This window comes from Sphingobium sp. WTD-1, assembly GCF_030128825.1.
Classification (GTDB): Bacteria; Pseudomonadota; Alphaproteobacteria; order Sphingomonadales; family Sphingomonadaceae; genus Sphingobium.
In genome coordinates this window covers 4,741,544-4,767,834 of sequence record NZ_CP119127.1, presented here as the reverse complement: position 1 = coordinate 4,767,834, position 26,291 = coordinate 4,741,544, and the positions used below count along the sequence as shown (strand labels likewise).

Here is a 26,291-nt window from a genome sequence, read left to right as displayed (position 1 = left end):
GCCAATCTACCCTTTGGGCGTGACCGGCGGTAGCGGATCCTTCTGTGCCGCCGCCTTGCCGTCGGGGTTGAACAACATGATCCGGTCCTCGCTCGCGTCATAGCGCGGCCAGGCGGCAAGGCCGGTGCCGTTCGGGTCGCCGCTGCGCGCGAAATTGACGATATAGGCGCTGATGGTGCGGCCCATATCCTTGTCGCGTGGCGTGGTCGCGGCGCCATATTTGATCGCCTGGGTGTCGAAGAAATAGGGGATGTCGGTGGCATGGCCGGCGCCGGGCTTGCCCACCGAAGTGGCGACATAATCGAAGCGATAGGCATAGACCGGCAGCTTCGCCGCCGCGAGCGAGGCGGCGACGGTGCGGGCGCCGCCGACCATGAAGCCGGTCGGGCCGCCAATGTCCGCGCCGGTCGCGCCGACCATTACCGGCACATGGGCGAAATTGCCGGCCGCATAGGCTGCGGCGGGATTGACCGCGATCCTGCCGTCGGGGAAGGGCGGGCTGTAGGGGCCGAGCTGGCCCTTGAACATGCCTTCCAGGTTGAGGCCGTCGATCACCTGGTCGGCGGGCAGAGCGCGCAGCGCCTTGAGTGCGGCGGCGTCGCTGCCCTTGATTTCCTTGGTCGCGGCAAAGGCCTCGCCGATCGTCGCGGCACTGCCGTCCTTTGGCCCCATCATCTGGCCGTCGCCGCCCGACATGATGACCGCGCGCTGGAACAGGCCCTGCGACAAAGGCGAGGTCAGCAGCGCGTGGACCGACATGCCGCCCGCGCTTTCGCCGATGATGGTGATGTTGGCGGGATCGCCGCCGAAGCGGGCGATGTTGCGCTTCACCCATTGCAGCGCCGCGACCTGGTCCATCAGGCCGTAATTGCCGGTGAGGCCCTTGTCCTCGTTCGCGGCGGCAAGGGCGGGGTGGGCGAAGGTGCCGAAGCGGCCAAGCCGATAGTTGAAGCTGACCACCATCAGCCCCTGCTTCGCCAGCGCGGCGCCCGAATAGGTTGGCGGGGAGGAGCCGCCATTCACGAAGCCGCCGCCATAGATCCAGAACAGGACCGGCAGCCTGGCGCTCGCCCCGGCGGGCTTCCAGACATTGGCGTAGAGGCAGTCCTCGGCCGGCGGGGTGCCGAGCGGGGCGGCGTCGCTGGGGAAGGGAAGCTGCATGCAGTCGTTGCGATAGGCGGTGGTTTCGCGCACACCCTGCCAGCGGGCCACGGGCTGGGGCATGCGCCAGCGCAGGTCGCCGACCGGCGGCGCGGCGAAGGGAATGCCCTTCCAGCTTTCCACCCCGGCGTCGAGCGCGCCATGGACGATTCCCGCCTCGGTCTGGACCATCTGCGGCTGGGGCGTGGGGGAACGGGCGGCGAGGGGCATCGTGCCAAGGGCGCTGGTGCCGAGCAATAGGGCGCCCAGCCCGATGATAGTGGTCCGCTGCATCGCCTGCATCCTCCATTCCGTTCTTTCGGCGGGAATAGAGGCAAATATGGCGCGGAAATCAATCCGCTTGATCGGGCAAAGAAAAAGGGGCGGCGCCCGAAGGCACCACCCCCTATTTCTCTGGCCGGAGCCAGGAAGCCGGGCCTTGCCGAAGCAAGGCCGCAACAGCTTACTTCAGCTCGACGGTCGCGCCGGCTTCTTCCAGCTGCTTCTTCAGCTTTTCGGCTTCGTCCTTGCTGGCGCCTTCCTTGACAGCCTTCGGGGCGCCTTCGACCAGAGCCTTGGCTTCGGTCAGGCCCAGGCCGGTGATGGCGCGGACTTCCTTGATGACGTTGATCTTCTTGCCACCGTCGCCGGTCAGGATCACGTCGAATTCGGTCTGCTCTTCAGCAGCCGGAGCGGCGCCGCCAGCAGCCGGAGCGGCCACAGCGACAGCAGCGGCGGCCGAAACGCCCCACTTTTCTTCCAGAGCCTTCGACAGCTCAGCGGCTTCGAGGACGGTGAGGGCCGAGAGCTGATCGACCAGAGCGTTGATGTCTGCCATTTTTCAATTCCTTCTAAGGGGCGATCGCCCCGAACAAATGAGGTTCAAAAGTTAATGAGGATGAGGGGCGGCTCAGGCCGCTTCCTTCTCCGCATAGGCGTTGAAGACGCGCGCAAGCTGCGCAGCCGGTGCCTGGGTGACGGTTGCGAGCTTGGTAGCCGGGGCGACCAGAAGGCCGACCAGCTTCGCACGCAGTTCATCCAGCGACGGCATCGATGCCAGGGCCTTGACGCCCTCCGCATCGAGCAGCACTTCGCCCATCGCGCCGCCAACGATCTCAAGCTTGTCGTTGGTCTTCGCGAAATCGACTGCAACCTTGGCGGCTGCAACCGGATCGACCGAGGAGGCGAGGCCAACCGGGCCGGCCAGCAGGTCGCTGATGCCGGTATAGTCGGTGCCTTCGAGGGCGATCTTGACGAGGCGGTTCTTCGTAACCTTGTAGGACGCACCGGCGTCGCGCATCTTCTGGCGCAGGACGGTCGACTGGGCGACGGTCATGCCGAGGTTGCGGGTCACGACGACCACGCCAACTTCTGCCAGCTCTGCGTTCAGCGCGGAAACGACCTCAGCTTTCTGATTACGATCCATGCCATTACTCCACTTCATGTTCGCGTCGCTTGCGCCACGCGAACGGCTAAAACCCATGGCAAGCCATGGGGCAGTTAAGTCCGAAGGGGAGAGGTCGACTGGCCCATATCCTCGAGAAGGAAGACAGGCAGACCCGAATCGGGCGCATGGCCCGTCCGGTAAAGAACTTTTCCCCGTCTAGGCTGGAGATTAAGAAGGGCAAATTCCCTTCACCAACTGTCTCGGACGGAAGACCAATGGCATGAGCCACGGGTCTGCTGGGGCTCCCTTACAGATTTTGGGCATGGAACGCAACGGATAAACGCTGGCAGGACGGCCGGTGCGGCCGACGATGGCTTGATAAGTGTCGGCGTGTCACATATATGTTGTCGCCATGGAAGTGCTGCAAACGCCGGTCTTTGCAGAATGGTTTGCCGCGCTTCGCGATCGCCGGGCGCGGTCGAAGATTGCCGGGCGGATTGCGCGCTTCGAACTGGGACTGCTGGGTGATGTGAAGTCGGTGGGCGATGGCGTGCTGGAGGCGCGTGTCGATTTCGGTCCGGGTTATCGCCTCTATTGCGTGCGGCGCGGGGATCGGCTGATCGTCCTGCTGGTCGGTGGCGACAAGTCGAGCCAGCCGCGGGACATCGCCAGGGCAAAGGATATGGCGGCCCGGATCGATTGAGCTATCCCTCATCGACCCGGCCAAGGAGGCTGGTATGACGATCGAATTGACCCGTTTTGATGCCGCTGAGGCACTGACGCAAGCGGAGGATCAGGCGGAACTGCTCGCCGATGCGTTCGCCACCGGTGACGTGCATGTCATTACCCAGGCCATCGGGATCGTGGCGCGGGCGCATGGCATGACCGAGCTGGCGAAGGCAACGGGCATGAAGCGCCAGCAACTTTATCGGATGCTCGGCCCCGACGGGAATCCGACGCTGGGCAGCATGTTGAAGCTGCTGCCGGCGCTGGGCCTGCGGATGCGGATCGAGGCGGCTGCCTGATCGATGGCCTGCTTCGGCAGTGGCGATAGGTGCCACCGCCGAAGCGAGGATGGTCCTAGACCCGGTCCGCCTGCACCACCGTGTCGAGGGCGCGCAGCGCCGAGACGATGCGGCTCAGATGCTGGGCGTCGGCCACTTCCAGGTCGATGATGTCGGTGTGGAAGGGGCCTTCGCGATTGACCAGTTGCAGGTTGAGGATGTTCGCCTTGGTCGCGCCGAACACATTGGCGACCGCGGCGAGCGCGCCGGGCTGGTTCTTGACGATGACCTGCAGCCGGGCGGTGCCACCCTTGGACTTGCTGTCCCAGCTGAGGTCGACCCAGTCGTCGTCCTGGCCCGCCTCCAGCGTGCGGCAGTCGATGGTGTGGACCTCGATCGGCTCGCCGGTGCGGCGGATGCCGACGATGCGGTCGCCCGGCACCGGGTGGCAGCATTCGCTCAGCTTGTAGGCGATGCCCGGCGTCAGGCCGCGGATCGAGACCGGGGCATGCTGGCGTGGATGGGCGTCCTCCAGTTCCTGGCCGCTGGTGGAGCCGGGGATCAGCGCCTCCATCACCTCGGAATCGAGCAGGCGATGGGTGGCGATCGCCACCATCAGCGAGGCACGATCCTCCAGCTTCAATCGCTTGAGCGCGGCATTGAGCGCCTTGTCGCCCAGCTCGCTCGCTAGCTCGGGCGAGAAGCGGCCGATGATTTCCTCATAGAGTTTTTCGCCCAGTGCCACTTCCTCGCCGCGCTGCTTCTGGCGGATGAAGCGGCGGATGGCGGCCCGCGCCTTGCCGGTTATGGCGAAGCTGAGCCAGCCGGGCTGGGGTTCCTGGCCGGCCGATTTGAGGATTTCGACCTGGTCGCCATTTTCCAGGGATGTGCGCAGCGGCACCACCCGGCCATTCACCTTTGCCCCGACGGTCTGGTTGCCGAGCGAGGTGTGGACGGCATAGGCGAAGTCGACCGGGGTCGAACCCTTGGGCAGCTGGTGCAGCTCGCCCTTGGGCGAGAAGGCGAAGATGCGATCCTGATACATCGCCATGCGGGTATGTTCGAGCAGCTCGTCCGCATCCTGGCTCTGTTCCAGGATTTCGACCAGGTCGCGCAGCCAGGCGGCATTCTGGTCAGTGGCGTCGCCCTTCTGCTTGTAGGCCCAGTGCGCGGCGAGGCCGAGTTCGGCGTCATTATGCATGTCGCGGCTGCGCAACTGCACCTCGATACGGGCATTTTCCTGATGGATGACCGTGGTGTGGAGCGAGCGATAGCCGTTGCGCTTGGGGGTGGAGATATAGTCCTTGAACCGGCCCGGCACCATCTTGAAGGTCTGGTGGATGACGCCCAGCGCGCGATAGCAATCCTCGGTCGTTTCCGTGATGACCCGGAAGGCCATGACGTCGGTCAGCTGTTCGAAGCTGATGTGCCGTTCCTGCATCTTCTTCCAGATGGAATAGGGATGCTTTTCGCGGCCCGACACGGTGACGGACAGATTATGGCCGCCCAGCAGCAATTGCAGTTCCGCGCCGATCCGGTCGACCTTGTCATGTCCGCCTTCCTTCAGCTGCTCCAGCCGCTTGGTGATGCTGTCATAGGCTTCGGGTTCCAGCACGCGGAAGGCGAGCAGCTGCATCTCGCGCATGAAGTCATACATGCCGATCCGCTCCGCCAGCGGGGCATAGATGTCCATCGTCTCCTTGGCGATGCGGCGGCGCTTCTGCTCATTCTTGATGAAGTGCAGCGTGCGCATATTGTGGAGGCGGTCGGCGAGCTTCACCAGCAGCACGCGGATATCGTCCGACATGGCGAGCAGGAACTTGCGCAGATTCTCGGCCGCCCGCTCATTTTCGGACATGGCCTCGATCTTGGACAGCTTGGTCACGCCGTCGACCATGCGGGCGACATCCTTGCCGAACGCCTCCTCGATCTCGTCATAGGTGACCAGCGTATCCTCGATCGTGTCGTGCAGCAGCGCGGTCACGATCGTCTGGTCGTCCAGATAGAAATCGGTCAGGATACCCGCGACCTCGATCGGATGGCTGAAATAGGGGTCGCCGCTGGCGCGCTTCTGGCTGCCATGCTTCTGGACGGAGAAGACATAAGCGCGGTTGATCATCGCTTCATCCGCATCCGGATCGTAGCGCTTTACCCGTTCGACAAGTTCATATTGACGTAGCATCGTTTCCCGATTGTGTGGGAAGCGCCTTGCAGCGCAACAAAAAAATCCCGATCTGTGTGATTTGGGTTGCCCTTGTGCAACTTTTGCAACGGTTGCCGCTTTGCGCTATTAGATCGACATCATGAAACATAATCTTGCCCAGGACCTGGAACAATGCGCTCTTCCCGCCGCGCTGGAGGCGATGGGTGAGCGCTGGTCCTTCCTGATCCTGCGCGGTGCCCTGTCGGGCATTCGCCATTTCGAGGAGTTCCAGTCGACGCTGGGCATTGCCCGCAACATCCTGGCCAACCGCCTCGCGCGGCTCGTCGAAAATGGCATCATGCTGCGCCAGCCGATGCAATGCGACCGGCGCAAGGTCGAATATCGGCTGACCGAAAAGGGGCAGGAACTGGCCCCCGCGATGATCGCGCTGCGCCAGTGGGGCGAAAAATGGGGCAGCGCGCCGCCCTTTTGCCAGGTGCTGGCGGACAAGCGCGATGGCCTGCCGATCCGCGCGATCGCGATCCAGGCGCATGACGGCCGCACGCTCGACCTCAGCGATCTGGTCTGGCTGTGCCGCGACGAAGTGACCCCGATGGCGCAAGAGCCGGCTGCGGCGGCCTGATACCGGACGACGGGGCGGCTTCACCATGGCGCTGAAATCGCCTAGGCTATCGGCAATGTCAGTCCATCCCCTGCAGCCCAAACCCTTTTTCGCGGACAAGAATCGCGCTTTCTGGAACCTCCAGTCGCTTGGCTGGGCCGGGGCCTTCCTGCTGCGCGGATCGTCGACCATCGCCAATGGTCAGCCGCTTTCCAGCCTGATCCCGGTGCTGATCTCCACCGTCACCGGCTATTCGGCGACCTTGCTGATCGCGGTCGCCTTCCGCTTCCTGCAGAAACAACGGCCGATCCTGACCTGGGGCGCGTCGATCGTCACCGTGGTCGCCGCCGCCGCGATGGTCGCCTTCATCGATGCCTGGGTCTTTTCGACCCAGAACAAGGGCAGCGAAACCGCCGGGTTGCAGCTGTTCCTGGGCGCTTTCTACCTGTCGATGACGCTGCTGGGCGCCTGGTCGGCGCTCTATTATGCGATCAATTTCTACCTGACGGTGGAGGAACAGGCCGACCAGCTGCTGCATCTGGAGAATCAGGCGTCGAGCGCGCAGCTCGCCATGCTGCGCTATCAGCTCAATCCGCATTTCCTGTTCAACACGCTCAATTCCATCTCGACGCTGGTGCTGCTCAAGGAAACGACGCGCGCCAATGCGATGCTGTCGCGGCTGTCCTCCTTCCTGCGCTATACGCTGATCAACGAGCCGACTGCGCAGGTGACGATCGAGCAGGAGATCGAGACGCTGAAACTCTATCTGGAGATCGAGAAGATGCGCTTCGAGGACCGGTTGCGGCCGTCCTTCGACGTCCATCCCTCGGTCGCCCATGCGCGTCTGCCGTCGCTGCTGCTGCAGCCGCTGGTGGAAAATGCGATCAAATATGCGGTCACGCCCAAGGAGGAAGGGGCGGAAATCTCGGTCTCGGCGCAACCCGCCGGTGAAAATGTCCGGATCGTCGTGTCGGACAGCGGGCCGGGATTGAACGATGGCGCAATGAAGCCACACATTCTGGTCAGCGAGGGGACGGGCGTCGGCCTGCCGAACATCCGGGACCGGTTAATTCAGGCCTTCGGGGAACGACAGAGCTTCGAAACGCGTTCCACGCCAAGCGGTTTTTCGGTCATCATCGAAATTCCGCTTAACATGGATGAAACATCGAAAGTGGCCGCATGACCATCAGAACAATCCTCGTCGACGACGAAAGCCTGGCTATCCAAGGCCTTAAGCTCCGTCTGCAAGCGCATGAGGATGTCGAAATCATCGAGACCTGCACCAATGGCCGCGAAGCCATCCGTGCCATCAAGACGCATAAACCCGACCTTGTGTTCCTCGATATCCAGATGCCCGGTTTCGACGGCTTCTCCGTCGTCCAGGGGATGATGGAGGTCGAACCGCCTTTGTTCATCTTCGTTACCGCCTATAGCGACCACGCGATCCGCGCGTTCGAGGCGCAGGCGGTCGATTATCTGATGAAGCCGGTGGATGAAGGCCGCCTGGCCGATGCGCTCGACCGGGTGCGGCTGCGGCTGTCCGACAAGAAGCAGGTGCAGGAAGCGGAAAAGCTGCGCGAGGTGCTGGCCGAGGTCGCGCCCCAGGCGATGAGCGATTTCTCCGCCGCCGGGGATGAGGATGCGCCGGCATCCAACCGTTTCGAAAAGCTCATCAATATCAAGGATCGCGGACAGATTTTCCGCGTCGACGTGGATTCGATCGAGCGGATCGACGCGGCCGGCGACTATATGTGCATCTATACCGCCGACAATTCGCTGATCCTGCGCGAGACGATGAAGGATCTGGAAAAGCGGCTCGACCCGCGCAATTTCCAGCGTGTCCATCGCTCGACCATCGTTAACCTGAGCCAGGTGCGCCAGGTGAAACCCCATACCAACGGCGAATGCTTCCTGGTGCTGGAATCCGGCGCACAGGTAAAGGTCAGCCGTTCCTACCGCGACGTCGTCGCGCGTTTCGTCCACTGACGAAACGGCGCCGGCCGCCCGTGCAGGGGCGGCCGGCCGTTTGGTGCAGGATGGCTTGAGCCGATCCCGCGCCCTTTTCCTCAGTCCATCGTCCGCACCGGACGGACGATCAATTCGTTCACATCGACATCGTCGGGCTGCTCCACCGCATAGGCGATGGCGCGGGCGATCGCGTCGGGCGTCAGGGCGATGGCGCGGAAATCCTCCATCGCGGCGGCGGCGCCCGCTTCGGTGATGGTGTGGGCCAGTTCGGATTCGACCACGCCGGGCGACACGATGGTCACGCGGATATCGTCATGCTCCATCCGCAGCCCGTCGGAAACGGCGCGCACCGCATATTTCGTCGCCGAATAGACGCCACAGGTCGGCCAGACGCGATAGCCGCCGATCGACGAGATGTTGACGAAATGGCCGCTGCCCTGGGCCTTGAAGCGGGGCAGGGCGGCGGCGATGCCGTGCAGCACGCCGCGGATGTTGACGTCGATCATCCGGTCCCATTCCTCGACCTTCAAACTGTCGAAGCGCGACAGAGGCATCAGCCCGGCATTGCTGACCAGCACGTCGATGCGGCCAAATTCGGCTTCGGTTGCGGCAATGAAGGCCTCGACATCGGCGCGGTCGGTGACGTCGAGCGCATGGAAGGCGACCTTGCCGCCAGCAGCATTGAGTTCGTCGGCGAGCGCCGCCAGCCGGTCGGTGCGGCGCGCGCCCAGCATCAGCCTGGCGCCGCGCGCCGCCAACAGCCGCGCCGTGCCCTCGCCAATGCCGCTGCTGGCGCCGGTGATCGCGATGACCTTGTTCTCGATAGCCATGATTGAAGCTCCATCCTTGGGGTGGATCGACATCCGATCCGATGGAGCAGGAATGCGCCCGATGGACCCCGGAGCGGTAGAATGGTCCTGCGCCATGATTGCACGATTTTCCGAATGGTTGATCTTGCGTGGCCATTGATGGGCTTATGGGCTATCTGGATTGCCTGAAATTCCTGGAAGGTGGTGCGCATGAGCCATGAGCATCTGGGCGAACAGATCGCCCGCCATATGGACACGGACGGCATATGCGACACGCTGATCCCGCGGCTGACGCTGGTGCGCTGGTCGCAGCCGGGCGAGCCGGTGCATATGCTCCAGCGCCCGGCACTGTGCATCATCGCGCAGGGCGCCAAGCAGGTGATGATGGGCGACGCGGTCATAGCCTATGGCCCGGCCAGCTATCTGGTCGCCTCGCTCGACCTGCCGATCACCGGCACGGTGACGCAGGCGGATGGGGACAGACCCTATCTCTGCTTCTGCCTCTATCTCGACCCGGCGATGCTGTCCGACATCGCGCTGACCCTGTCGCCCGCTGCGGCGGTGGAGGAGGGGCGGGCGCTCTCGCTCCATCCGATCACGCCCGAACTGCTGGACGCGGCGAGCCGGCTCACCGGCCTGCTCGGCCAGCCGGACAGCGCCGCGCTGCTGGCGCCATTGGTCGAGCGGGAATTGCTGCTGCGGCTGATGATGGGGCCGAGTGGCGGACTGCTGCGGGCGATCGCCAGTGGAGACAGCCGCACCGGCCAGATTGCGCGCGCGATCCGCTGGCTCAAGGCCCATTATCGCGAACCGTTCAGCGGCCCGGTGCTGGCCGATCTTGCCGGCATGAGCCTGTCGAGCTTCCACGATCATTTTCGCCGCGCGACGGCGATGACGCCGCTGCAATATCAGAAGCAGCTGCGGCTCCAGCAGGCGCGGCAGATGATGCTGGCGGAGCGGATCGACGCGGCCGAGGCCGGCTATCAGGTCGGCTATGACAGCCCGTCCCAGTTCAGCCGCGAATATCGCCGCCTGTTCGGCGCGCCACCCCAGCGCGACGTCGGCCGCTTGCGCACCATGCCGAACCGGGCGCTGGCGATCTGAGGAATCGGGGGTATTTCCCTTAGCGGAACACCCATTGCCGGTTGAGGCCGAACACCACCGCCGGGGTGACGAAGATCATCGCCGGGATCGGCGACCATTCGGGCCAGCGCATATGGGTGACGCACAGATAGACCCACAGGGCGTTGAGCGCATAGCTGACCAGCGAGACCGCGACGAAGCGGAAACCGCGCGCGGCATGGCCCGACTGGCTGCCATGGCCGCGGAAGGTGAAGGCATTGTGCAGCACATAGCCGATGACCACGGCGCAGAGATAGCCGATGCCGTTGGCGACCTGGGGATGGAGGCCGACCGGCGCCGCCAGGGTCCAGTAGATCGCCGCCTGGCAGGCGGTGATGAACAGGCCGGTCACGCCATAGCGCAATATCTGCCAGAACAGGTCCCGGTGGGCGGGCGACAATTGGTCGATGATTTTCATGGAGCCCCGTTGCGCTTTGATGCGGAGCGTCTAATCCACCGGCCATGAACTTGCAAAGCTGGCCTGCTTTTCGCGCCCGCGCGTCCCATTGGTTCGCGATCCTCACCGCCTATGCCGATCGCCACTGGAAGTGGCTGACCTTCCTGATCTGGATCGCGATCCTGGTCGGCATGCTGGTCGATCGCTGGCCCGCTATCCACTGGCTGACGCTGAGCGACACGGACGACAATATCCGCTTCGTCCAGGTCAAGGACTGGCTGGCCGGGCAGGGCTGGTATGATCTGCGCCAATATCGGCTCGATCCGCCGGGCGGCGCCAATATCCATTGGTCGCGGCTGGTCGACATCCCGCTCGCCGGGCTGATGCTGTTCTTCCGCGCCTTTGTCGAACAGGATCTGGCCGACCGGCTGGCCTGCGCGATCGCGCCGCTGCTGCCGCTGTTCCTGCTGATGCTGAGCCTGGGGGCGATCGCGCGGCGGCTGGCGGGGGACGCGGTCGGCGCGCGCTGGGCCTGGCTGTTCGCGGTGCTGGCGCCGCTCGCCGCGCAGATGGGCCTGGGCATGTTCGCGCCGATGCGGATCGACCATCATGGCTGGCAACTGGCGCTGGCGCTGACGATGATGGCGGGCCTTATTGACCGCAACTGGCTGCGCGGCGGCGTGGTGGCCGGCGTGTCGAGCGCCCTGTCGGTGGCGATCGGCATGGAGATGATCGTCTATCTCGCTGCCGGCGGCGCGCTGGTGGCGCTGCGCTGGGTGTTCCGCGATGGCGCCGGGCGGCGGATGCTGCCCTATGGCCTCAGCCTCGCGGGGGCGACCTCGCTCTGCTACGTCCTCTTCGCCAGCTACGATAATCGCCACATGGTGTGCGACGCCATATCGCCGATCTGGGTCGCGGTGTTCGGCGCGGCCGGTGCGGGCATGGTGCTGCTCAGCCGCCTGCCGCTGCGGCTCTGGTGGCAGCGGCTGATCGCCGGCATGATCGTCGGCGGCGCGGTGGGGCTGTTCTTCCTGCTCAACTGGCCGCAATGCCTGACCCCCTATCAGATCTCGCCCGAACTGCAGCAGCTCTGGCTCGCCAATATCCGCGAGGCAAAGCCCATCACCGCGCAGGCGCAGAGCCTGGTCGTGCCGCTGATGGCGCTGCCGGCGGTGGGTCTCATTGGCCTGTTCTGGGCGCTATGGGAACTGCGGCGCGACAGCGACCGGCTCTGGGCCTTCGCGACGATCGGCCTGATGATGCTCTTCTCGACCGCGTTGCTCTTCTGGCAGCTGCGCGCCGGGCCGGCGGCACAGTTGCTGGCGATCCCGCCCGCTGCCTGGGCCGGATGGCGGCTGGTAACGGCGATCTTCACCGGATCGCGCCGGGTGCGCATCCTGGCGGGCATCGGCGCGCTGCTGGTCGGCGCCATCGCCTTTGCCTATCCGCTCTATCCGCAGGTGATTACGCTGTGGCAGCAGGCGACCGGCACCAAGCCCAAGCCGTGGCGCCCGTCCGCCATTGCCCGCACCGACGCGATCAAGAAGGCCAATGGCCGCTGTCGCACGCTGCCGGCGCTGGAGGTGCTGGACCAGCTGCCGCCGGCGACCATCTTCACCATGGTCGATCTGGGGCCGCGCATCATCGCCACGACGCATCATAGCGCGGTGGCCGGACCCTATCATCGCAATGGCGCGACGATCCTCGACATGCATCATGCCTATGACGGGCCGGCCGACGCCTTCCGCCCGATCGCGGCGAAGCATCATGCGACCTATTTGCTGGTCTGTCCGAATTTCCCCGAAGGGACCATTTATCAGTCGCGCAGCCCGCGCGGTTTCTATGCGGACCTGATGCGTGGCACGATTCCGGCCTGGTTGCAGCCGGTAAAGCTCAGGACGGCGATGACGCTGCCTTACACGCTGTACAGAATCGATTATTCAGCGCCGGGCGGCAAAAAAGTCGCGCAACAGCGCTGATCCCTCCGCCTCGGCCAGCCCGCCATAGATTTCGGGGCGGTGCAGGCATTGCGGCTGGGCAAAGAGGCGCGGTCCCTGTTCGACCGCGCCGCCCTTGGGATCGGACACCGCATAATAGAGCCGGGCGACGCGCGCGTGGGAAATCGCACCCGCACACATCGGGCAGGGCTCCAGAGTCACCCACAGGTCGCAGCCGGTCAGGCGGAAGTCGCCGATCCGGATGGCGGCCGCGCGAATCGCGACCATTTCGGCATGGGCGGTGGGATCATTGTCGCGGCGGTTGCGATTCTCGCCCTCGCCGATGATGACGCCATCGCGCGTGACCACGGCGCCGATCGGCACCTCGTCCGCCGCTTCGGCTTGCCGCGCCAGCGCAAAGGCGCGGCGCATGGGTTCGGGCAAGGGAAAGGGCGAGGTCATGACCCCGCCTTAGTCGGAGAGGGAGAGCTGCACCAGCCTTCAGCGGAAGGCACGGGACTCGGCTGAAGGCTGGTGCCGTTCATGCGCCGGGAGGCGCATCAAGAAGCCGCGAATCGACTCAGGGCTTCTTCACGTCGACGGTCGGAACCTCGACCGTTTCGTTGCGGCTGCCCACTTCGACCTTGGCGACGCTCGCCTCATATTTGGGCAGGGCGCCCTGTTTTACCTGCACTTCGGGCAGGCGACCCTCCTGAGTCTTCTGCAAGTCGATGAATCCGGTTGCTATCCCGGCGCCGATGACGATAAGCGCGATCAGCAGCAATCCGCCGATGAAACGCATGGCACTCTCCTCTGTTGAACGGGGGGATGAACGCGGGGCCCGGTGAAATGGTTGCGATAGTGCCACGAACCGAGCGGAAGGTTGACGGCGAGCGGGAATCCCGCTATCGGCGCCGCTTTCCGAACGAACCCGAATTTCAAAGGTTGATTGACTATGTCGCGCATTTGCGAGCTGACCGGTAAGGGTCGCCAGGTGGGTCACAATGTTTCCCACGCCAACAACAAGACCAAGCGCGTGTTCCTGCCGAACCTGCAGAACGTGTCGCTGATCTCCGAAACGCTGGAAACCACCGTCAAGCTGCGCGTGTCGACCCATGGTCTGCGCTCGGTCGAGCATAATGGCGGCCTCGACAACTGGCTGGTCAAGACCAGCGACGACAAGCTGTCGCTGAAGGCCCGTCGCCTGAAGCGCGACATCGTCAAGAAGCAGGCTGCCGCAGCCGCCTGATTCGCTTCGATTCGTTTCGGCATAAGAAGCGGCCTGGCAACAGGCCGCTTTTTTGCGTTTTTTTGATATTCCCTGCGTTGCAGGGAATGCGCCGCACCAGCCCGCGTTTCGGCCCTGATCAATCCAATCGGAATTTCAGCAGCAAGGTGCGCTGGAAGAATTCGTGATTGTCGTCGGATGCGACCCACAGGATCGTCCGGCCCTGTTCCCGGCTGAGCGCCAGTCCTTCGAAATTGTCGGCCAGCAGCGGCGGCGCCAGTCGCGCCAGCGTCCGGGCGCGCAGTTCCGTGTTCGGTGCGGGATGCTCAGGCAGCTCGATCATCGCGATCGTCGCGGTGAACAGTTCCTGCAGGGTCAGGCGCCGGTTCAGCACCAGCAGGTGGCGATCGTCCAGCGCGACCATGTCGGTCGGGCGGTAGCCCTGCGGCGCGACATAATGGAGATGGATCGGATCGGCCGTGTCATGCTCGGCCGGGTCGCCCGGCCAGAGCAATGTGTCATGATGGCCGTCGGCGGTCATGCCCATCTCGCCGATCGCGATGAAGCGGCCGTCGGGCAGGCGGGTGAAGGATTCGATCGATCCGGTCTTGGGCCAGGCGACGATTTCCGGCCAGGTCCGGCACGCCTCCACCCGCGCGAAGCCCGGCGAATAGCGGCAGATCGCCTGGAGCAGCTCGAACCCCACCCAATAGCGGTCGCTCGCCGGGTCATGGGTCATGGATTCCGAATCCCAGGACCACCAGGGCCGATCCTTGTCCTGCGCCCTTACCGGCAGCGGCGCGATGAAGGGGCGGCGGCTGGCGCGGCCGGGGCCGACATGGAAGCCCATCAGCACGCCGGCATCGCTCAGCGCCAATATCTGGCCCGGCCCGTCGACCAGCAGCGAGGATATGCTGCCAAAGCCCGGATTGTCGCTGCCAAGCTGCCAGCCGCCCAGATAGGTGAGCGTGCCGACCCGGCGGCGATCGGGATCGCTGCTGTCGAGCGGCACGGCCCGCGCCGTCACCAGCAAGGTGCCCGGCCGCACGGCGGCGGGCTTGGTGGACGGCGGGGCAGGCAGCAGCAGGATCGCAAGAGCGAGAACGATCAGGATTCGACGCATCGCGCTCCGCCATAGGGGAAATGTCGGCGGGACGCAGCAGGGGAGTGGCGAAGCGTTGCCAGCTGAACGGTGGCTGTCACCGCCATTCAGGCTCCACTCAACGCGAATCAGTCATAAGGGCATCAATCCTGGTGATCGGCCCGTCCGGTTCACTGCGGAAATGGCAATCTGAGGAGCAACGCCATGAAGATGAAGTATCTGATCAATCTGGGTGCTGCGCTCGCCATGGGCGCTGCCTCCCTCGCCGTCACCGCGACGCCCGCCATGGCGCGCGATGGCTGGGGCCGCGGCTATGAGCGCGGCGACTATTACCGGGGTGATCGCGGCTATCGCGGTGACCGTGGCTATCGCGGCTATCGGGGCGATTATTATCGCGGCGACCGTGGCTATCGCGGCGGCTATCGCGGCAATTATTACCGCAATGATTATCGCGGCGGCTATCGCTGCCGGGACAATGGCACGGGCGGCACCATCATCGGTGCGATCGCCGGCGGCCTGCTCGGTAACGAGGTGGGTCGGGGCAGCGGCCGCTATGGCCGGGGCGACGGCACCACGGGCGCCATCATCGGCGCGGGCGTCGGTGCGCTGGCCGGCCGCGCGATCGACCGCAACTGCTAAGCGTCACCCCATCTGGTGACTTTGAAGGGCCGTCCCCGTGAAGGGGGCGGCCTTTTGCTATCGGGCGGCGTTGCCCCCGGCCTGTCGCCGGTCGGCGCGGGCGGCCGCGACGGCGGCGGGGTTGAGCCCGGCCTCCTGCGGTGATGCGGCACCGGCGCGCGCATCGAGCTGCGCTGCGGCGGCATTGAGCGCGCTGGCTTCGGCCGCGCTGACGCCACCGACGCCATCATCCTGGCCGGAATTGCAGGCGCCCAGCGCCAGCAGGAGCAGCAGGGCAGGTCGCTTGGTCACTCGCCGATCCTTTCGCGCATAAGAAAAGGGCCGCTCCCGTTTCCGGTGCGGCCCTTTTCCAAAAACTCTTCCCGAAAGGGAAATTACATCGCGTTGGCGACGTTGTTGGTCGCGTTCGAAGCGGCGTTCGCAGCGTTGTCGGCAGCGTTCATCGCGGCGTTCATGGCGTTGTCGGCAGCGTTCGAAGCGTTCTCAGCAGCGTTGGCGGCGTTGTTGGCAGCGTTTTCGGCGGTGTGGCCACCGCAAGCAGCCAGACCCAGCGAAGCGGCGAGAACGAGCGAAAGAGCAATCGACTTGGACATGGGCAAACCCCTCTCAGAGAAAAAAAAGATGCAGACCACTCTCGGAGAAAAGCTCACCCCCCATTGCGCCTGCGCGCTGATTCGTAATGCTTTGGGCGGAGCAAGGCAATCCCATTCCTGAGCGGGAGGGCCTGATAAGGCGCGGTTTTTGTCGGAAGTGCCCGCAATGGACGGCCATTGACGCATATAAAGATTTCTTTATATGATTGCTGCATGAGTGGCGCCCTCGACATTTTCCGGTCTCTTGGAGACCCGACGCGGCTGCGCATCGTCCACCTGTTGCGGGCGATGGAACTGGCCGTGGGCGAAGTGGCGCAGGTGGTCGACCAGAGCCAGCCGCGGGTGTCGCGCCATATCCGCATTCTCGTGGAATCCGGTTTGGTCGAGCGGCGCAAGGAAGGCAATTGGGTCTTCCTGCGGCTGGGGCAGGCGGCGTCGCTTCAGCCCTTCATCACTTTGTTCGACCAGTTGCAGCCGTCGGCTGCCGAAGCCGCCTGGCAGAGCGCGGATCTCGCGCGCCTTGCTGCCGTCCGGGCCGAGCGCGCCCGTGCAGCCGAAGCCTATTTCGCCGAACATGCCGAGGAATGGGACGCGATCCGTTCGCTCCATGTCGCCGAAGCCGATGTGGAAGCGGCGATGCGCGCGATGCTGGACGGGCAGGCTATCGGCCATCTGCTCGACATCGGCACCGGCACCGGGCGGATGATCGAATTGTTCGGCCCTTCCGCCGATCAGGTGACGGCGCTTGATCGCAGCCCCGATATGTTGCGGCTCGCCCGCGCCAAGCTGCCCGAGGATGCGGGCGATAAATATGCGCTGCTGCTCGGCGATTTCGCCGCGCTGCCGATCGATCCCGCCAGCGTCGACACGGTGCTGCTGCATCAGGTGCTGCATTATGCCCAGGCGCCCGAACAGGTGATCGCACAGGCGGCGCAGGTGCTGAGGCCCGGCGGCCGGGTGCTGATCGTCGATTTCGCCGCCCATGAACGCGAGGAGCTGCGCACCCGCGACCAGCATGCGCGCCTGGGCTTTTCCGACATGCAGATCGAAGGCTGGTTCGCGCAGGCGGGCCTGGAACTGGAGCGGGTGGACATGCTGCCCGGCCAGGAACTGACGGTACAATTGTGGCTCGGGCGCCAGCGCGGCGCCGACATCCTGCCCATCGAAGAACGGATTTCCGCATGACCCAGACTGACCGCGCCCGCCATGATGCCGAAGGGCCGCTCTATGCGGATCTGGCCGGCGACCTCAATGTGAGCTTCGAATTCTTCCCGCCCAAGACGGAGAAGATGGAGGAGCAGCTCTGGTCGGCGATCGAGACGCTGACGCCGCTGGCGCCCAAATTCGTGTCGGTGACCTATGGCGCGGGCGGCTCCACCCGCGAGCGCACCCATAATACGGTCGCGCGCATCGCGAAGGAAACGCCGCTGGCCGCCGCCGCGCACCTGACCTGCGTCGCCGCCAGCAAGGCCGAGATCGACGAGGTCGCCGACGCCTATTGGGAAGCGGGCGTGCGCCATATCGTCGCGCTGCGCGGCGATCCGCCGGAGGCCGGCACCGCCTTCCAGCCGCACCCCGATGGGTACAAGGGCGCGGCCGAACTGGTCGAGGGGCTGCGCAAGCGCCATGATTTCGAGATTTCGGTCGCCGCCTATCCCGAAACCCATCCCGATGCGCTGAGCGCGCAGAGCGACATCGACAATTTGAAGCGCAAGATCGACGCCGGCGCGACCCGTGCGATCACCCAATTCTTCTTCGAGGCGGACACCTTCTTCCGCTTCCGCGACACGGTCGCCGCCGCCGGCATCGATGCGGATGTCATTCCCGGCATCATGCCGGTCAGCAATTTCGCCGCGGTCCAGCGCATGTCGGCGATGTGCAACACCGATGTCCCCGCCTGGATGGGCCGCCTGTTCGACGGGCTGGACCAGCATCCCGCCGCGCGCCAGCTCGTGTCCGCCACGCTGGCGGCCGAACTGTGCCGCAACCTCTATATGGGCGGCGTGCGCGACTTTCATTTCTATACGCTCAACCGGGCGGAACTAAGCTATGCGATCTGTCACCTGCTGGGCCTGCGCCCGCAGGTTGCGGCTGAACTGGAGAAGACGGCATGAACGCCGAAGCACGTTTGCGCGCCCTGGCGGCGGAAAAGATCCTGATCTTCGACGGTGGCTATGGCACGTCGATCCAGAAGCACGGCCTGACCGAAGCCGATTATCGCGGTGACCTGGATCTCGCCAAGGACCAGAAGGGCAATAACGACCTGCTCTGCCTGACCCGGCCGGACATCGTCGAGGGCATTCATACCGCCTATCTCGACAATGGCGCCGACATGATCGAGACCAACACCTTCTCCTCGACCAAGATCGCGATGGCCGATTATGGCTGCGAGCATCTGGTGTGGGACATCAATGTCGCCGCCGCCAAGATCGCGCGGGCTGCCTGCGAAAAGGCGACGGCCAAGGACGGCAAGCCCCGCTTCGTCTGCGGCTCGATCGGCCCGACCAACAAGACGCTCAGCATCTCGCCCGACGTCAACGACCCCGCCTATCGCGAAGTCGATTATGACACGCTCAAGGCCGATTATCGCGAACAGTGCGACGCGCTGATCGCCGGCGGCGTCGACTTCCTGCTGATCGAAACCTGCTTCGATACGCTCAACGCCAAGGCCGCCGGCATGGCCGCGCGCGAGGCCGAGGAAGCGGCGGGTCGTTCGGTGCCGGTGATGCTCAGCTTCACCATCACCGACATGTCGGGCCGCAACCTGTCGGGCCACACGATCAATGCCTTCTGGTATTCGCTGCGCCACCTGAAGCCGCTGACCATCGGCGTGAACTGCGCCTTCGGCGCGGACCTGCTGCGGCCCTATCTGGCCGAACTGTCGAAAAATGCCGACACGCTGATCCTGGCCTATCCCAATGCCGGCCTGCCCAATGAACTGGGCCAATATGACGAGCTGCCGGAAACCACCGCGAAGCTGATCCGCCAGTGGGTGGACGAAGGGCTGGTCAACATGGTCGGGGGCTGCTGCGGCACGACGCCCGCCCATATCGGCGCAGTGGCGAAGGCGCTGGCCGGCCACAAGCCGCGCCAGGTGCCCGAACTGACGGTCGTGACCCGCCTTGCCGGCCTCGAACCGATGCACATCGCGGCCTAGTTTCATCCTCCCCTGGAAGGGGAGGTGGCTGGCGAAGCCAGACGGAGGGGTGTCACCCCCTCGATAGCGTGATACCCCTCCACCATGCCTGCGGCATGGTTCCCCTCCCCCAAAGGGGGAGGATTTTTGGAAGAAACCGATGACCCAGCAATCCACCGCCACCTTCGTCAACATCGGCGAGCGCACCAACGTCACCGGCTCCGCCAAGTTCAAGAAGCTGATCATGGCCGGCGACTATGCCGCGGCGATCGACATCGCCCGCGAGCAGGTCGAAAATGGCGCGCAGATCGTCGACGTGAACATGGACGAAGGCCTGCTCGACGCGGTCGAGGCGATGACCACCTTCCTCAAGCTCATGACGTCGGAGCCGGACATCAGCCGCGTGCCGGTGATGATCGACAGCTCCAAATGGGAAGTCATCGAGGCGGGGCTGAAGTGCGTCTCCGGCAAGCCGGTGGTCAACTCGATCAGCATGAAGGAAGGTGAGGAGGCCTTCCTGCATCACGCCCGCCTCTGCATGGCCTATGGCGCGGCCGTGGTGGTCATGGCCTTCGACGAGACCGGCCAGGCCGACACCCAGGCCCGCAAGGTCGAGATTTGCGAGCGCGCCTACAAGCTGCTGATGACGATCGGCTTCCCGCCCGAAGACATCATCTTCGATCCCAATATCTTCGCTGTCGCCACCGGGATCGAGGAGCATAACAACTACGGCGTCGACTTCATCGAAGCCTGTCGCGAGATCAAGCAGCGCTGCCCGCACGTTCATATCTCGGGCGGCCTGTCCAACTTCTCCTTCTCCTTCCGTGGCAACGAGCCGGTGCGCCGGGCGATGCACTCGGTCTTCCTCTATCATGCCATTCCCGCCGGCCTCGACATGGCGATCGTCAATGCCGGGCAGCTCGACGTCTATGACGCGATCGACCCGGCGCTGCGCCAGGCGTGCGAGGACGTCCTCCTCAACAGCGATCCCGAAGCCGGCGACCGCCTCGTCGCGCTCGCGGAATCCTTCAAGGGCAAGGATGCCGCATCGGAAAAGGCCGCGCAGGAATGGCGCGGCTGGCCGGTCGCCAAGCGCCTCGAACATGCGCTGGTCAAGGGCATCGACATGTATGTCGTGGAAGACACCGAGGAATGCCGCCTCGCCGCCGAAAAGCCGATCCAGGTGATCGAAGGCCCGCTGATGGACGGCATGAACGTGGTCGGCGACCTGTTCGGCGCCGGCAAGATGTTCCTGCCCCAGGTGGTGAAGTCCGCCCGCGTCATGAAGAAGGCGGTGGCCCATCTGCTGCCTTATATCGAGGCAGCCAAGGAACCCGGCGCCAAGGGCAAGGGCAAGATCATCATGGCGACGGTCAAGGGCGACGTCCATGATATCGGCAAGAATATCGTCGGCGTCGTGCTCCAGTGCAACGGCTTCGAGGTGATCGACATGGGCGTGATGGTGCCCTGGCAGGACATCATCAAGGCCGCGAACGAGAATGACGCCGACATGATCGGCCTGTCCGGCCTCATCACCCCCTCGCTCGACGAGATGGTGACGGTGGCGGCGGAAATGCAGCGCGCCAACATGACCATGCCGCTGCTGATCGGCGGCGCGACCACCTCGCGCGTCCACACCGCGTTGCGCATCGACCCGGCCTTCACCGGCCCGGTCGTCCATGTGCTCGACGCCAGCCGCGCGGTCGGCGTCGCCACCGCCCTGGTGTCGGAAACGCAGAAGGCCGATTTCGTCCAGAAGACCAAGGATGATTATGAGCATGTCCGCGTCGCCCGCGCGAACAAGGGACAGAGCCAGCTCCTGTCGCTCGACGACGCCCGCGCCAACGCCTTCGAGATGGACGAGAGCCTGAAGGCACCCCGTCCCAGGCTGCCCGGCACCCACCGCTTCCCCGACTGGGACTTGAAGGATCTGGTCAACTATATCGACTGGACCCCCTTCTTCCGCGCCTGGGAGCTGGCCGGCAATTATCCCGCCATCCTGGAGGACGAGATTGTCGGCGAAAGCGCCCGCAGCCTGTTCGCCGACGCGCAGAAGATGCTCCAGAAGATCATCGACGAGAAATGGCTGACCGCGCGCGGCGTCGCGGGCCTGTGGCCCTGCCGTCGTCAGGGCGACGACATCATTGTCCATGTCGAGGACGAGAAACATTATACCCTGCCGATGCTGCGCCAGCAGATCGCCAAGCGCGAAGGCCGGGCGAACATGTGCCTTGCCGACTTCATCAGCCATGATGGCGACTGGATGGGCGGCTTTGCCGTGTCGATCCACGGCATCGAGCCGCATCTGGCCCGCTTCAAGAATGCGATCGACGATTATTCGGATATCCTGCTCAAGGCGCTGGCCGACCGTCTGGCCGAAGCCTTTGCCGAGCGGCTGCACCATTATGTCCGCACCGCGCTCTGGGGCTATGCCGAGGGCGAGCAGCTGACCAACGAGGCGCTGATCAAGGAAGAATATCGCGGCATCCGCCCGGCACCCGGCTATCCGGCCTGCCCGGAACATAGTCTGAAGCCGATCCTGTTCGAAATGCTGGACGCCCATCATGCGACCGGCGCGACGCTCACCGAAAGCTTCGCCATGCTGCCGACGGCGGCGGTCAGCGGCTTCTATTTCGGCCACCAGCAGGCGGAATATTTCGGCGTCGCCCGCGTCGGCCGCGACCAGCTCGAAGATTATGCCGCCCGCCGCGGCATCGACCTGGAAACCGCCGAACGCTATCTGCGCCCGAACCTGGACTGATCCATCGCGTTTTTGCCCCTGCCATCAACGGCAGGGGCAAACCCCGCCCGTGTCCGCAGGCCATGACGATGCCGGGCGTTGACGGCTGACGACCATCTCCCGTCATTGCGAGCGTAGCGAAGCAATCCATGTGCGCCGGTGGATTGCTTCGCTACGCTCGCAATGACGATGTTGGATTTTGACGGTTAATGACCAGATGCGGCCATCGTCACCCCGGCCTTGAGCCGGGGTCCCGCTTCTTTATCTGTAGCATCGAAAAGCGGGATGCCGGGTCAAGCCCGGCATGACGGATGAGGGTAGGGCGGCTTCCGACCAAGACAGGACAATCGTGGATCGGGTGCATTTTCCGATCAGCGGACAATGCGACATGCGCTGGGGTCAGTCGTTCGCGTATAGACGATCGAAGGTCCAATCGCAGCGACTTCGAATCGGCCGCCATATTCTTCTGGGTGCCTGACCCGATTGCGGTTCTTGTTGCCTACGGGCAACAGCGACCAGAAATATCCGACACCCACTTGCTCACCGAAAATATAACTTCCGTCCGGCTGGATAGAGAGCGCCAGAGCAGGTCTTACGTTCAGTTGATAACTTGTTTTGGAAGGCTCCACGACATAGCTGAATTTGCGACGGGCGGGTTCGATGATGTAAACCGCATCGTCCCGAATAAGGAGTGCTGGTGCATTAGATGCAACATAGCAGCCATGAACCAAGCTGCGAGCCATTGGCTCAGGACGTCCGATGGTCGCCATCAATAGAAATGGGACAACCATAGCGCCGACGATTATGCTCCAACCAGCGACTTTGGCTTTGAAAGACATGCCAGAAAAGAAGTCATCCATAGCTGATCGGCTAAGCCAAACGTTAAGCTATCGCAATGACGGAAAGTCAGCATTTCAGCGATCATAGTTGGATCGTTTTCGCCAAGCATGTCTGCTAATGAACGCCCGATCCCCAATAGCTGTAAGTCCCCTACCCACCCCATCCCGGCAGCCTCCGCGATGAAGGCCCTGTCCTACAGGCATGCGTCCGGTGTAAAGTTCCGGCTGGCTCTTTCTATCGTCAACCTATTCTATTGTCGTCATTTTTTGGCTTTCGGCGAAAATCTCCCATGGCGCATATGCGCAAACTTCCGATTGTTTCCCTCTAACATATTGAAAAAACTAATGTTGTTCCGCTCGACTCGGCGTCGAACTGGCGGTTTCGGCAGGGCAATCCGGTAACTTGAGGCGGTGATCCGCGATTTTCGCTGATAAGCTGAGCTTGTCAGGCCAATGGATCGTTCCGCCTGTCGGGCCGTTCCCCGCTGCGCTAAGGGGACGCGCACAACGCACAGGGAGATTGATCGATGGCCTATACGCTCATCACCGCCAACCGGAATTATTCGAGCTGGTCGCTGCGGCCCTGGCTGTTGATGAAGGGGCTGGGGATTGATTTTGCCGATCGGATCGAGCCCTTTGCCGCGCCGGTCAATTACAGCGCCTTTCGCAGCTTTTCGCCGACGGGGCAGGTGCCGGCGCTGATCGATGGCGACCGCACGGTCTGGGATTCGCTCGGCATCCTTCTCTATCTGGCCGACCGGCATGCGGGCGTCTGGCCTGCCGATGCCGATGCGCGCGCCTTTGCCCAGTGCGCGGTGGCGGAAATGCACAGCGGCTTTTCCGCGCTGCGGTCGACCTGCACGATGAATGTCGGGGTGCGGGTGGAGCTGAACCTGATCGAGCCGGCGCTCAACAAGGATATCGCCCGGCTGCGCGAACTCTGGGAGCAGGGGCTGGCGCGCTTTGGCGGCCCCTATCTGGCGGGTGCGCAATTCAGCGCACTCGACGCCTTCTATGCGCCGGTCGCCTTCCGGGTGCGCAGCTATGGCCTGGATGTCGGGCCGATCGCGCGCGGCTGGGTCGAAACCATGCTGGCCCATCCCGCGATGCGCGAATGGGAACAGGCGGCGCTGGCCGAGACCTGGCGCGAGGAGGGCCATGAGGCGGAACTGGCGGCAGTCGGCCGCGTGGTCGAGGATTATCGCGCGGCGTAACATTATTGCTTCAGCCTTGCGAAAAACGCATATTTTCCATCGCAAGCTCCGTTTCTCCCCCTTTCCCCTCGCGCCTTACGGGTCTAGGGGGAGGGGACCATGGTTAAGCCACGCACCCTCTATGAGAAGATCTGGGACGCGCATGTCGTTGAACGGCGTCCCGATGGAACCTGCCTGATCTATATCGATCGTCACCTCGTGCATGAAGTGACGAGCCCGCAGGCGTTCGAAGGCCTACGCCTGGCTGGACGCAAGGTGCGCCGGCCCGACCTGACCCTTGCGGTCCCCGACCATAATTTGCCGACCACGCCGCGCCGCGACGCCGAGGGGCATCGCATCCCGATCGCCGACCCGGAAAGCGCGCAGCAGCTTGCCGCGCTGGAACGCAATGCGCCCGAATTCGGCGTGCGCCTGATCGGTGACGCGGACCCGGAACAGGGCATCGTCCATGTCGTCGGCCCGGAACAGGGCTTCACCCTGCCGGGCACCACTCTGGTCTGCGGCGACAGCCATACCAGCTCGCACGGCGCGCTGGGCGCGCTGGCCTTCGGCATCGGCACGTCCGAGGTCGAGCATGTGCTGGCGACCCAGACGCTGCTGCTGAAACAGTCCAAGACCATGCAGGTCGTGGTTGAGGGCGAACTGGGCTATGGCGTCACCCCCAAGGATGTGGCGCTGGCGATCTGCGGCACGATCGGCACTGCCGGCGGCACCGGATACGTCATGGAATATCGCGGGTCGGTGTTCCGCGACATGTCGATCGAGGGCCGCCTGACCGTCGCCAACATGTCGATCGAGGCGGGCGCCCGATCCGGCCTGTTCGCGCCGGACGAAAAGACCTTCGCCTATATCGAGGGCCGTCCGATGGCGCCCAAGGGTGCCGACTGGGATGCGGCCGTCGCCTGGTGGAAGACGCTGCACACGGATGAAGGCGCGGTGTTCGACAAGACGGTCGTGATCGACGCGGCCGACATCGTCCCCAACGTCACCTGGGGCACCAGCCCCGAGGATGTCGTGCCGGTGACCGGCGTGGTGCCGGATCCCGAAAGCTTCGCCGATGCGTCGAAGCGCGCCGCCGCGCAGAAGTCGCTCGACTATATGGGCCTGTCCGCCGGGCAGAAGATGGAAGATGTTGCGATCGAGCATGTCTTCATCGGCAGCTGCACCAACAGCCGGATCGAGGATCTGCGCGCCGCCGCCGGCTTGCTGAAAGGGCGGCATATCGCCGTCGGCATCAAGCATGCGATGGTCGTGCCGGGATCGGGCCTGGTCAAGCGCATGGCCGAGGCCGAGGGGCTGGACCGCATCTTCCTCGACGCCGGTTTCGAATGGCGCGAGCCGGGCTGTTCGGCATGCCTGGGCATGAACCCGGACAAGGTGCCGGCCGGCGAACGCTGCGCATCGACCAGCAACCGCAATTTCATGGGCCGCCAGGGTCCGGGATCGCGCACGCATCTGGTCTCGCCGGAAATGGCGGCGGCGGCCGCGCTGACCGGGCGGTTGACCGATGTGCGCGCATTGATGGGTGAAAAAGAGGGGATGGTCGCATGAAGAAGGTATTCTGGGTGCTGGCGCTGGGCGCGCTGGCCAGTGCGGCGATGGCCGCGACGCTGGGCCGCGCTGAGGACGGTCCTGCGGTGGAGGCGAAGCGGGCGCACTGATGGACAAGCTGACTACCGTTGACGGCCGGGCCTATCCGTTCGGGATGAAGAATGTCGACACCGACATCGTCATCCCGGCGCACTGGCTCAAGACGATTTCGCGCGCCGGCCTTGGCAAGGGCGCGTTCGAGGTGCTGCGCAAGGAGCCGGGCAATGTCTTTGACGATCCCGAATATGCCGGCAGCCCGATCCTGATCGCGGGCGACAATTTCGGCTGCGGCTCCAGCCGTGAACATGCCGCCTGGGCGCTGGGCGATCTGGGCATCAAGGTGGTGATCGCGCCGAGCTTCTCCGACATCTTTTCGGGCAATGCATTCAAGAACGGCATATTGACCGTGGTGCTGCCGCAGGAGGCGATCGACCGGCTGATGGAGGTCGCCAAGACCGATCCGATCCATGTCGATCTGGAGCAGCAGAGCGTCACCACCCAATATCAGGATCGCTTCAGCTTCGAGATCGATCCGTTCCGCAAGCATTGCCTGCTGGGCGGCCTGGACGAGATCGGCCTGACCCTGGACGAGGCGGATGTGATCGACTCGTTCGAGGCGAAGGATGCGGCATTGCGCCCCTGGCTGGTGCCGGCCGTTGCCTAAAGGCGCGGTTCCGCCTA

General features: G+C 64.2%; 28 protein-coding genes. 16 read left to right on the top strand and 12 right to left on the bottom strand.

Translation table 11 applies throughout. From position 1 onward, the window contains the following. Positions 1-6: 6 nt before the first annotated feature. The 3 genes from N6H05_RS23655 to rplJ form a co-directional block, all read right to left on the bottom strand. A complete protein-coding gene (locus N6H05_RS23655; RefSeq protein ID WP_284111935.1) occupies positions 7-1,434 on the bottom strand; it encodes a carboxylesterase/lipase family protein in 1,428 nt (475 codons plus the stop codon). A 169-nt stretch (positions 1,435-1,603) separates the two neighbouring features. Further along, the gene (gene rplL / locus N6H05_RS23650; protein WP_004210471.1) at positions 1,604-1,978 is read right to left on the bottom strand and encodes a 50S ribosomal protein L7/L12; all 375 of its coding nucleotides are present in this window, start codon (positions 1,976-1,978) and stop codon (positions 1,604-1,606) included. Positions 1,979-2,050: 72 nt separating this feature from the next. Further along, positions 2,051-2,566, bottom strand: a complete 516-nt coding sequence (rplJ, locus tag N6H05_RS23645) for a 50S ribosomal protein L10 (RefSeq protein WP_284111934.1) — start codon at positions 2,564-2,566, stop codon at positions 2,051-2,053. Positions 2,567-2,939: 373 nt separating this feature from the next. Between rplJ and N6H05_RS23640 the strand changes: the two genes are divergently transcribed. Continuing rightward, entirely contained in the window at positions 2,940-3,230 is a 291-nt protein-coding gene (locus N6H05_RS23640) for a type II toxin-antitoxin system RelE/ParE family toxin (RefSeq protein WP_284111933.1), read from the top strand. Positions 3,231-3,264: 34 nt separating this feature from the next. Continuing rightward, the gene (locus tag N6H05_RS23635; protein ID WP_037506112.1) at positions 3,265-3,552 is read left to right on the top strand and encodes an addiction module antidote protein; all 288 of its coding nucleotides are present in this window, start codon (positions 3,265-3,267) and stop codon (positions 3,550-3,552) included. Between the two features lie 55 nt (positions 3,553-3,607). Here N6H05_RS23635 and N6H05_RS23630 read toward each other — a convergent pair whose 3' ends face one another. Further along, complete coding sequence (locus N6H05_RS23630; protein WP_284111932.1) at positions 3,608-5,713, bottom strand: RelA/SpoT family protein; 2,106 nt, start codon at positions 5,711-5,713, stop codon at positions 3,608-3,610. A 121-nt stretch (positions 5,714-5,834) separates the two neighbouring features. Here N6H05_RS23630 and N6H05_RS23625 point away from each other — a divergent pair, with 121 nt between their 5' ends. Genes N6H05_RS23625 through N6H05_RS23615 form a run of 3 tightly spaced genes read left to right on the top strand, consistent with a single transcriptional unit; the run spans position 5,835 to position 8,282 of the window. Further along, positions 5,835-6,317, top strand: coding sequence for a winged helix-turn-helix transcriptional regulator (locus N6H05_RS23625; RefSeq protein WP_010336740.1), 483 nt, complete (start codon positions 5,835-5,837; stop codon positions 6,315-6,317). Between the two features lie 55 nt (positions 6,318-6,372). Further along, positions 6,373-7,479 carry a sensor histidine kinase gene (locus tag N6H05_RS23620; protein WP_284111931.1) on the top strand — a complete coding sequence of 369 codons (1,107 nt, stop codon included), beginning with the start codon at positions 6,373-6,375 and terminating at the stop codon, positions 7,477-7,479. Next, the gene (locus N6H05_RS23615; RefSeq protein ID WP_007713350.1) at positions 7,476-8,282 is read left to right on the top strand and encodes a LytR/AlgR family response regulator transcription factor; all 807 of its coding nucleotides are present in this window, start codon (positions 7,476-7,478) and stop codon (positions 8,280-8,282) included. Before N6H05_RS23620 ends, N6H05_RS23615 begins: the two co-directional genes overlap by 4 nt. A gap of 80 nt (positions 8,283-8,362) precedes the next feature. Here the strand turns inward: N6H05_RS23615 and N6H05_RS23610 are convergent, their stop codons facing one another. Beyond that, the gene (locus N6H05_RS23610) at positions 8,363-9,094 is read right to left on the bottom strand and encodes an SDR family oxidoreductase (protein ID WP_284111929.1); all 732 of its coding nucleotides are present in this window, start codon (positions 9,092-9,094) and stop codon (positions 8,363-8,365) included. A 189-nt stretch (positions 9,095-9,283) separates the two neighbouring features. Between N6H05_RS23610 and N6H05_RS23605 the strand changes: the two genes are divergently transcribed. Beyond that, positions 9,284-10,177: an AraC family transcriptional regulator gene (locus N6H05_RS23605; protein WP_284111928.1), complete on the top strand. Its 894-nt coding sequence runs from the start codon at positions 9,284-9,286 to the stop codon at positions 10,175-10,177. A 19-nt stretch (positions 10,178-10,196) separates the two neighbouring features. Here the strand turns inward: N6H05_RS23605 and N6H05_RS23600 are convergent, their stop codons facing one another. Then, a complete protein-coding gene (locus N6H05_RS23600) occupies positions 10,197-10,613 on the bottom strand; it encodes a GtrA family protein (RefSeq protein WP_284111927.1) in 417 nt (138 codons plus the stop codon). 44 nt (positions 10,614-10,657) lie between these two features. On the opposite strand from N6H05_RS23600, the gene N6H05_RS23595 reads away from it, so the two are divergent. After that, on the top strand, positions 10,658-12,571 hold the full coding sequence (locus N6H05_RS23595; RefSeq protein WP_284111926.1) for a hypothetical protein: 1,914 nt from the start codon (positions 10,658-10,660) through the stop codon (positions 12,569-12,571). Here the strand turns inward: N6H05_RS23595 and N6H05_RS23590 are convergent. Both N6H05_RS23590 and N6H05_RS23585 read right to left on the bottom strand, forming a co-directional pair. Beyond that, a complete protein-coding gene (locus tag N6H05_RS23590) occupies positions 12,533-12,991 on the bottom strand; it encodes a nucleoside deaminase (protein WP_284111925.1) in 459 nt (152 codons plus the stop codon). The genes N6H05_RS23595 and N6H05_RS23590 overlap by 39 nt on opposite strands. A gap of 118 nt (positions 12,992-13,109) precedes the next feature. Continuing rightward, positions 13,110-13,331, bottom strand: coding sequence for a hypothetical protein (locus tag N6H05_RS23585; protein ID WP_048938363.1), 222 nt, complete (start codon positions 13,329-13,331; stop codon positions 13,110-13,112). Positions 13,332-13,484: 153 nt separating this feature from the next. Between N6H05_RS23585 and rpmB the strand changes: the two genes are divergently transcribed. Beyond that, the gene (rpmB, locus tag N6H05_RS23580; RefSeq protein ID WP_004210484.1) at positions 13,485-13,778 is read left to right on the top strand and encodes a 50S ribosomal protein L28; all 294 of its coding nucleotides are present in this window, start codon (positions 13,485-13,487) and stop codon (positions 13,776-13,778) included. A 118-nt stretch (positions 13,779-13,896) separates the two neighbouring features. Here the strand turns inward: rpmB and N6H05_RS23575 are convergent, their stop codons facing one another. Beyond that, positions 13,897-14,880: an esterase-like activity of phytase family protein gene (locus N6H05_RS23575; RefSeq protein ID WP_284111924.1), complete on the bottom strand. Its 984-nt coding sequence runs from the start codon at positions 14,878-14,880 to the stop codon at positions 13,897-13,899. A 183-nt stretch (positions 14,881-15,063) separates the two neighbouring features. On the opposite strand from N6H05_RS23575, the gene N6H05_RS23570 reads away from it, so the two are divergent. Continuing rightward, positions 15,064-15,498 (top strand): glycine zipper 2TM domain-containing protein, encoded by a 435-nt coding sequence (locus N6H05_RS23570; RefSeq protein WP_284111923.1) that lies wholly within the window; start codon positions 15,064-15,066, stop codon positions 15,496-15,498. Positions 15,499-15,555: 57 nt separating this feature from the next. On the opposite strand, the gene N6H05_RS23565 is transcribed toward N6H05_RS23570, so the two are convergent. Together N6H05_RS23565 and N6H05_RS23560 are read right to left on the bottom strand one after the other, a co-directional pair. Further along, a complete protein-coding gene (locus tag N6H05_RS23565) occupies positions 15,556-15,789 on the bottom strand; it encodes a hypothetical protein (RefSeq protein ID WP_004210487.1) in 234 nt (77 codons plus the stop codon). A gap of 83 nt (positions 15,790-15,872) precedes the next feature. Continuing rightward, positions 15,873-16,091, bottom strand: coding sequence for a hypothetical protein (locus N6H05_RS23560; protein WP_004210488.1), 219 nt, complete (start codon positions 16,089-16,091; stop codon positions 15,873-15,875). Between the two features lie 213 nt (positions 16,092-16,304). On the opposite strand from N6H05_RS23560, the gene N6H05_RS23555 reads away from it, so the two are divergent. From N6H05_RS23555 to metH, 4 genes are all read left to right on the top strand, one after another. Beyond that, positions 16,305-17,276: an ArsR/SmtB family transcription factor gene (locus N6H05_RS23555; protein WP_284111922.1), complete on the top strand. Its 972-nt coding sequence runs from the start codon at positions 16,305-16,307 to the stop codon at positions 17,274-17,276. After that, positions 17,273-18,205, top strand: coding sequence for a methylenetetrahydrofolate reductase (metF, locus tag N6H05_RS23550; protein WP_037506096.1), 933 nt, complete (start codon positions 17,273-17,275; stop codon positions 18,203-18,205). The genes N6H05_RS23555 and metF overlap by 4 nt, the downstream gene beginning before the upstream one ends. Further along, positions 18,202-19,248 (top strand): homocysteine S-methyltransferase family protein, encoded by a 1,047-nt coding sequence (locus tag N6H05_RS23545; RefSeq protein WP_284111921.1) that lies wholly within the window; start codon positions 18,202-18,204, stop codon positions 19,246-19,248. Before metF ends, N6H05_RS23545 begins: the two co-directional genes overlap by 4 nt. Positions 19,249-19,387: 139 nt before the next feature. Continuing rightward, positions 19,388-21,988 (top strand): methionine synthase, encoded by a 2,601-nt coding sequence (gene metH / locus N6H05_RS23540; protein WP_284111920.1) that lies wholly within the window; start codon positions 19,388-19,390, stop codon positions 21,986-21,988. A gap of 350 nt (positions 21,989-22,338) precedes the next feature. Here the strand turns inward: metH and N6H05_RS23535 are convergent, their stop codons facing one another. After that, on the bottom strand, positions 22,339-22,827 hold the full coding sequence (locus N6H05_RS23535) for a hypothetical protein (protein ID WP_284111919.1): 489 nt from the start codon (positions 22,825-22,827) through the stop codon (positions 22,339-22,341). A gap of 506 nt (positions 22,828-23,333) precedes the next feature. Between N6H05_RS23535 and N6H05_RS23530 the strand changes: the two genes are divergently transcribed. The 3 genes from N6H05_RS23530 to leuD all read left to right on the top strand — a co-directional run bounded on the left by N6H05_RS23530 (position 23,334) and on the right by leuD (position 26,274). Continuing rightward, the gene (locus tag N6H05_RS23530) at positions 23,334-24,020 is read left to right on the top strand and encodes a glutathione S-transferase family protein (RefSeq protein WP_284111918.1); all 687 of its coding nucleotides are present in this window, start codon (positions 23,334-23,336) and stop codon (positions 24,018-24,020) included. A 99-nt stretch (positions 24,021-24,119) separates the two neighbouring features. Further along, positions 24,120-25,571: a 3-isopropylmalate dehydratase large subunit gene (gene leuC, locus N6H05_RS23525; protein ID WP_284111917.1), complete on the top strand. Its 1,452-nt coding sequence runs from the start codon at positions 24,120-24,122 to the stop codon at positions 25,569-25,571. Between the two features lie 109 nt (positions 25,572-25,680). Beyond that, positions 25,681-26,274 (top strand): 3-isopropylmalate dehydratase small subunit, encoded by a 594-nt coding sequence (leuD, locus tag N6H05_RS23520; protein WP_284111916.1) that lies wholly within the window; start codon positions 25,681-25,683, stop codon positions 26,272-26,274. The last annotated feature ends 17 nt before the right edge of the window (positions 26,275-26,291 follow it).

Coding starts and splice junctions, on each gene's coding strand:
- N6H05_RS23655 (WP_284111935.1), bottom strand. CDS start 1,434: ATGCAGCGGACCACTATCATCGGGCTGGGCGCCCTATTGCTCGGCACC.
- rplL (WP_004210471.1), bottom strand. CDS start 1,978: ATGGCAGACATCAACGCTCTGGTCGATCAGCTCTCGGCCCTCACCGTC.
- rplJ (WP_284111934.1), bottom strand. CDS start 2,566: ATGGATCGTAATCAGAAAGCTGAGGTCGTTTCCGCGCTGAACGCAGAG.
- N6H05_RS23640 (WP_284111933.1), top strand. CDS start 2,940: ATGGAAGTGCTGCAAACGCCGGTCTTTGCAGAATGGTTTGCCGCGCTT.
- N6H05_RS23635 (WP_037506112.1), top strand. CDS start 3,265: ATGACGATCGAATTGACCCGTTTTGATGCCGCTGAGGCACTGACGCAA.
- N6H05_RS23630 (WP_284111932.1), bottom strand. CDS start 5,713: ATGCTACGTCAATATGAACTTGTCGAACGGGTAAAGCGCTACGATCCG.
- N6H05_RS23625 (WP_010336740.1), top strand. CDS start 5,835: ATGAAACATAATCTTGCCCAGGACCTGGAACAATGCGCTCTTCCCGCC.
- N6H05_RS23620 (WP_284111931.1), top strand. CDS start 6,373: ATGTCAGTCCATCCCCTGCAGCCCAAACCCTTTTTCGCGGACAAGAAT.
- N6H05_RS23615 (WP_007713350.1), top strand. CDS start 7,476: ATGACCATCAGAACAATCCTCGTCGACGACGAAAGCCTGGCTATCCAA.
- N6H05_RS23610 (WP_284111929.1), bottom strand. CDS start 9,094: ATGGCTATCGAGAACAAGGTCATCGCGATCACCGGCGCCAGCAGCGGC.
- N6H05_RS23605 (WP_284111928.1), top strand. CDS start 9,284: ATGAGCCATGAGCATCTGGGCGAACAGATCGCCCGCCATATGGACACG.
- N6H05_RS23600 (WP_284111927.1), bottom strand. CDS start 10,613: ATGAAAATCATCGACCAATTGTCGCCCGCCCACCGGGACCTGTTCTGG.
- N6H05_RS23595 (WP_284111926.1), top strand. CDS start 10,658: ATGAACTTGCAAAGCTGGCCTGCTTTTCGCGCCCGCGCGTCCCATTGG.
- N6H05_RS23590 (WP_284111925.1), bottom strand. CDS start 12,991: ATGACCTCGCCCTTTCCCTTGCCCGAACCCATGCGCCGCGCCTTTGCG.
- N6H05_RS23585 (WP_048938363.1), bottom strand. CDS start 13,331: ATGCGTTTCATCGGCGGATTGCTGCTGATCGCGCTTATCGTCATCGGC.
- rpmB (WP_004210484.1), top strand. CDS start 13,485: ATGTCGCGCATTTGCGAGCTGACCGGTAAGGGTCGCCAGGTGGGTCAC.
- N6H05_RS23575 (WP_284111924.1), bottom strand. CDS start 14,880: ATGCGTCGAATCCTGATCGTTCTCGCTCTTGCGATCCTGCTGCTGCCT.
- N6H05_RS23570 (WP_284111923.1), top strand. CDS start 15,064: ATGAAGATGAAGTATCTGATCAATCTGGGTGCTGCGCTCGCCATGGGC.
- N6H05_RS23560 (WP_004210488.1), bottom strand. CDS start 16,091: ATGTCCAAGTCGATTGCTCTTTCGCTCGTTCTCGCCGCTTCGCTGGGT.
- N6H05_RS23555 (WP_284111922.1), top strand. CDS start 16,305: ATGAGTGGCGCCCTCGACATTTTCCGGTCTCTTGGAGACCCGACGCGG.
- metF (WP_037506096.1), top strand. CDS start 17,273: ATGACCCAGACTGACCGCGCCCGCCATGATGCCGAAGGGCCGCTCTAT.
- N6H05_RS23545 (WP_284111921.1), top strand. CDS start 18,202: ATGAACGCCGAAGCACGTTTGCGCGCCCTGGCGGCGGAAAAGATCCTG.
- metH (WP_284111920.1), top strand. CDS start 19,388: ATGACCCAGCAATCCACCGCCACCTTCGTCAACATCGGCGAGCGCACC.
- N6H05_RS23535 (WP_284111919.1), bottom strand. CDS start 22,827: ATGGATGACTTCTTTTCTGGCATGTCTTTCAAAGCCAAAGTCGCTGGT.
- N6H05_RS23530 (WP_284111918.1), top strand. CDS start 23,334: ATGGCCTATACGCTCATCACCGCCAACCGGAATTATTCGAGCTGGTCG.
- leuC (WP_284111917.1), top strand. CDS start 24,120: ATGGTTAAGCCACGCACCCTCTATGAGAAGATCTGGGACGCGCATGTC.
- leuD (WP_284111916.1), top strand. CDS start 25,681: ATGGACAAGCTGACTACCGTTGACGGCCGGGCCTATCCGTTCGGGATG.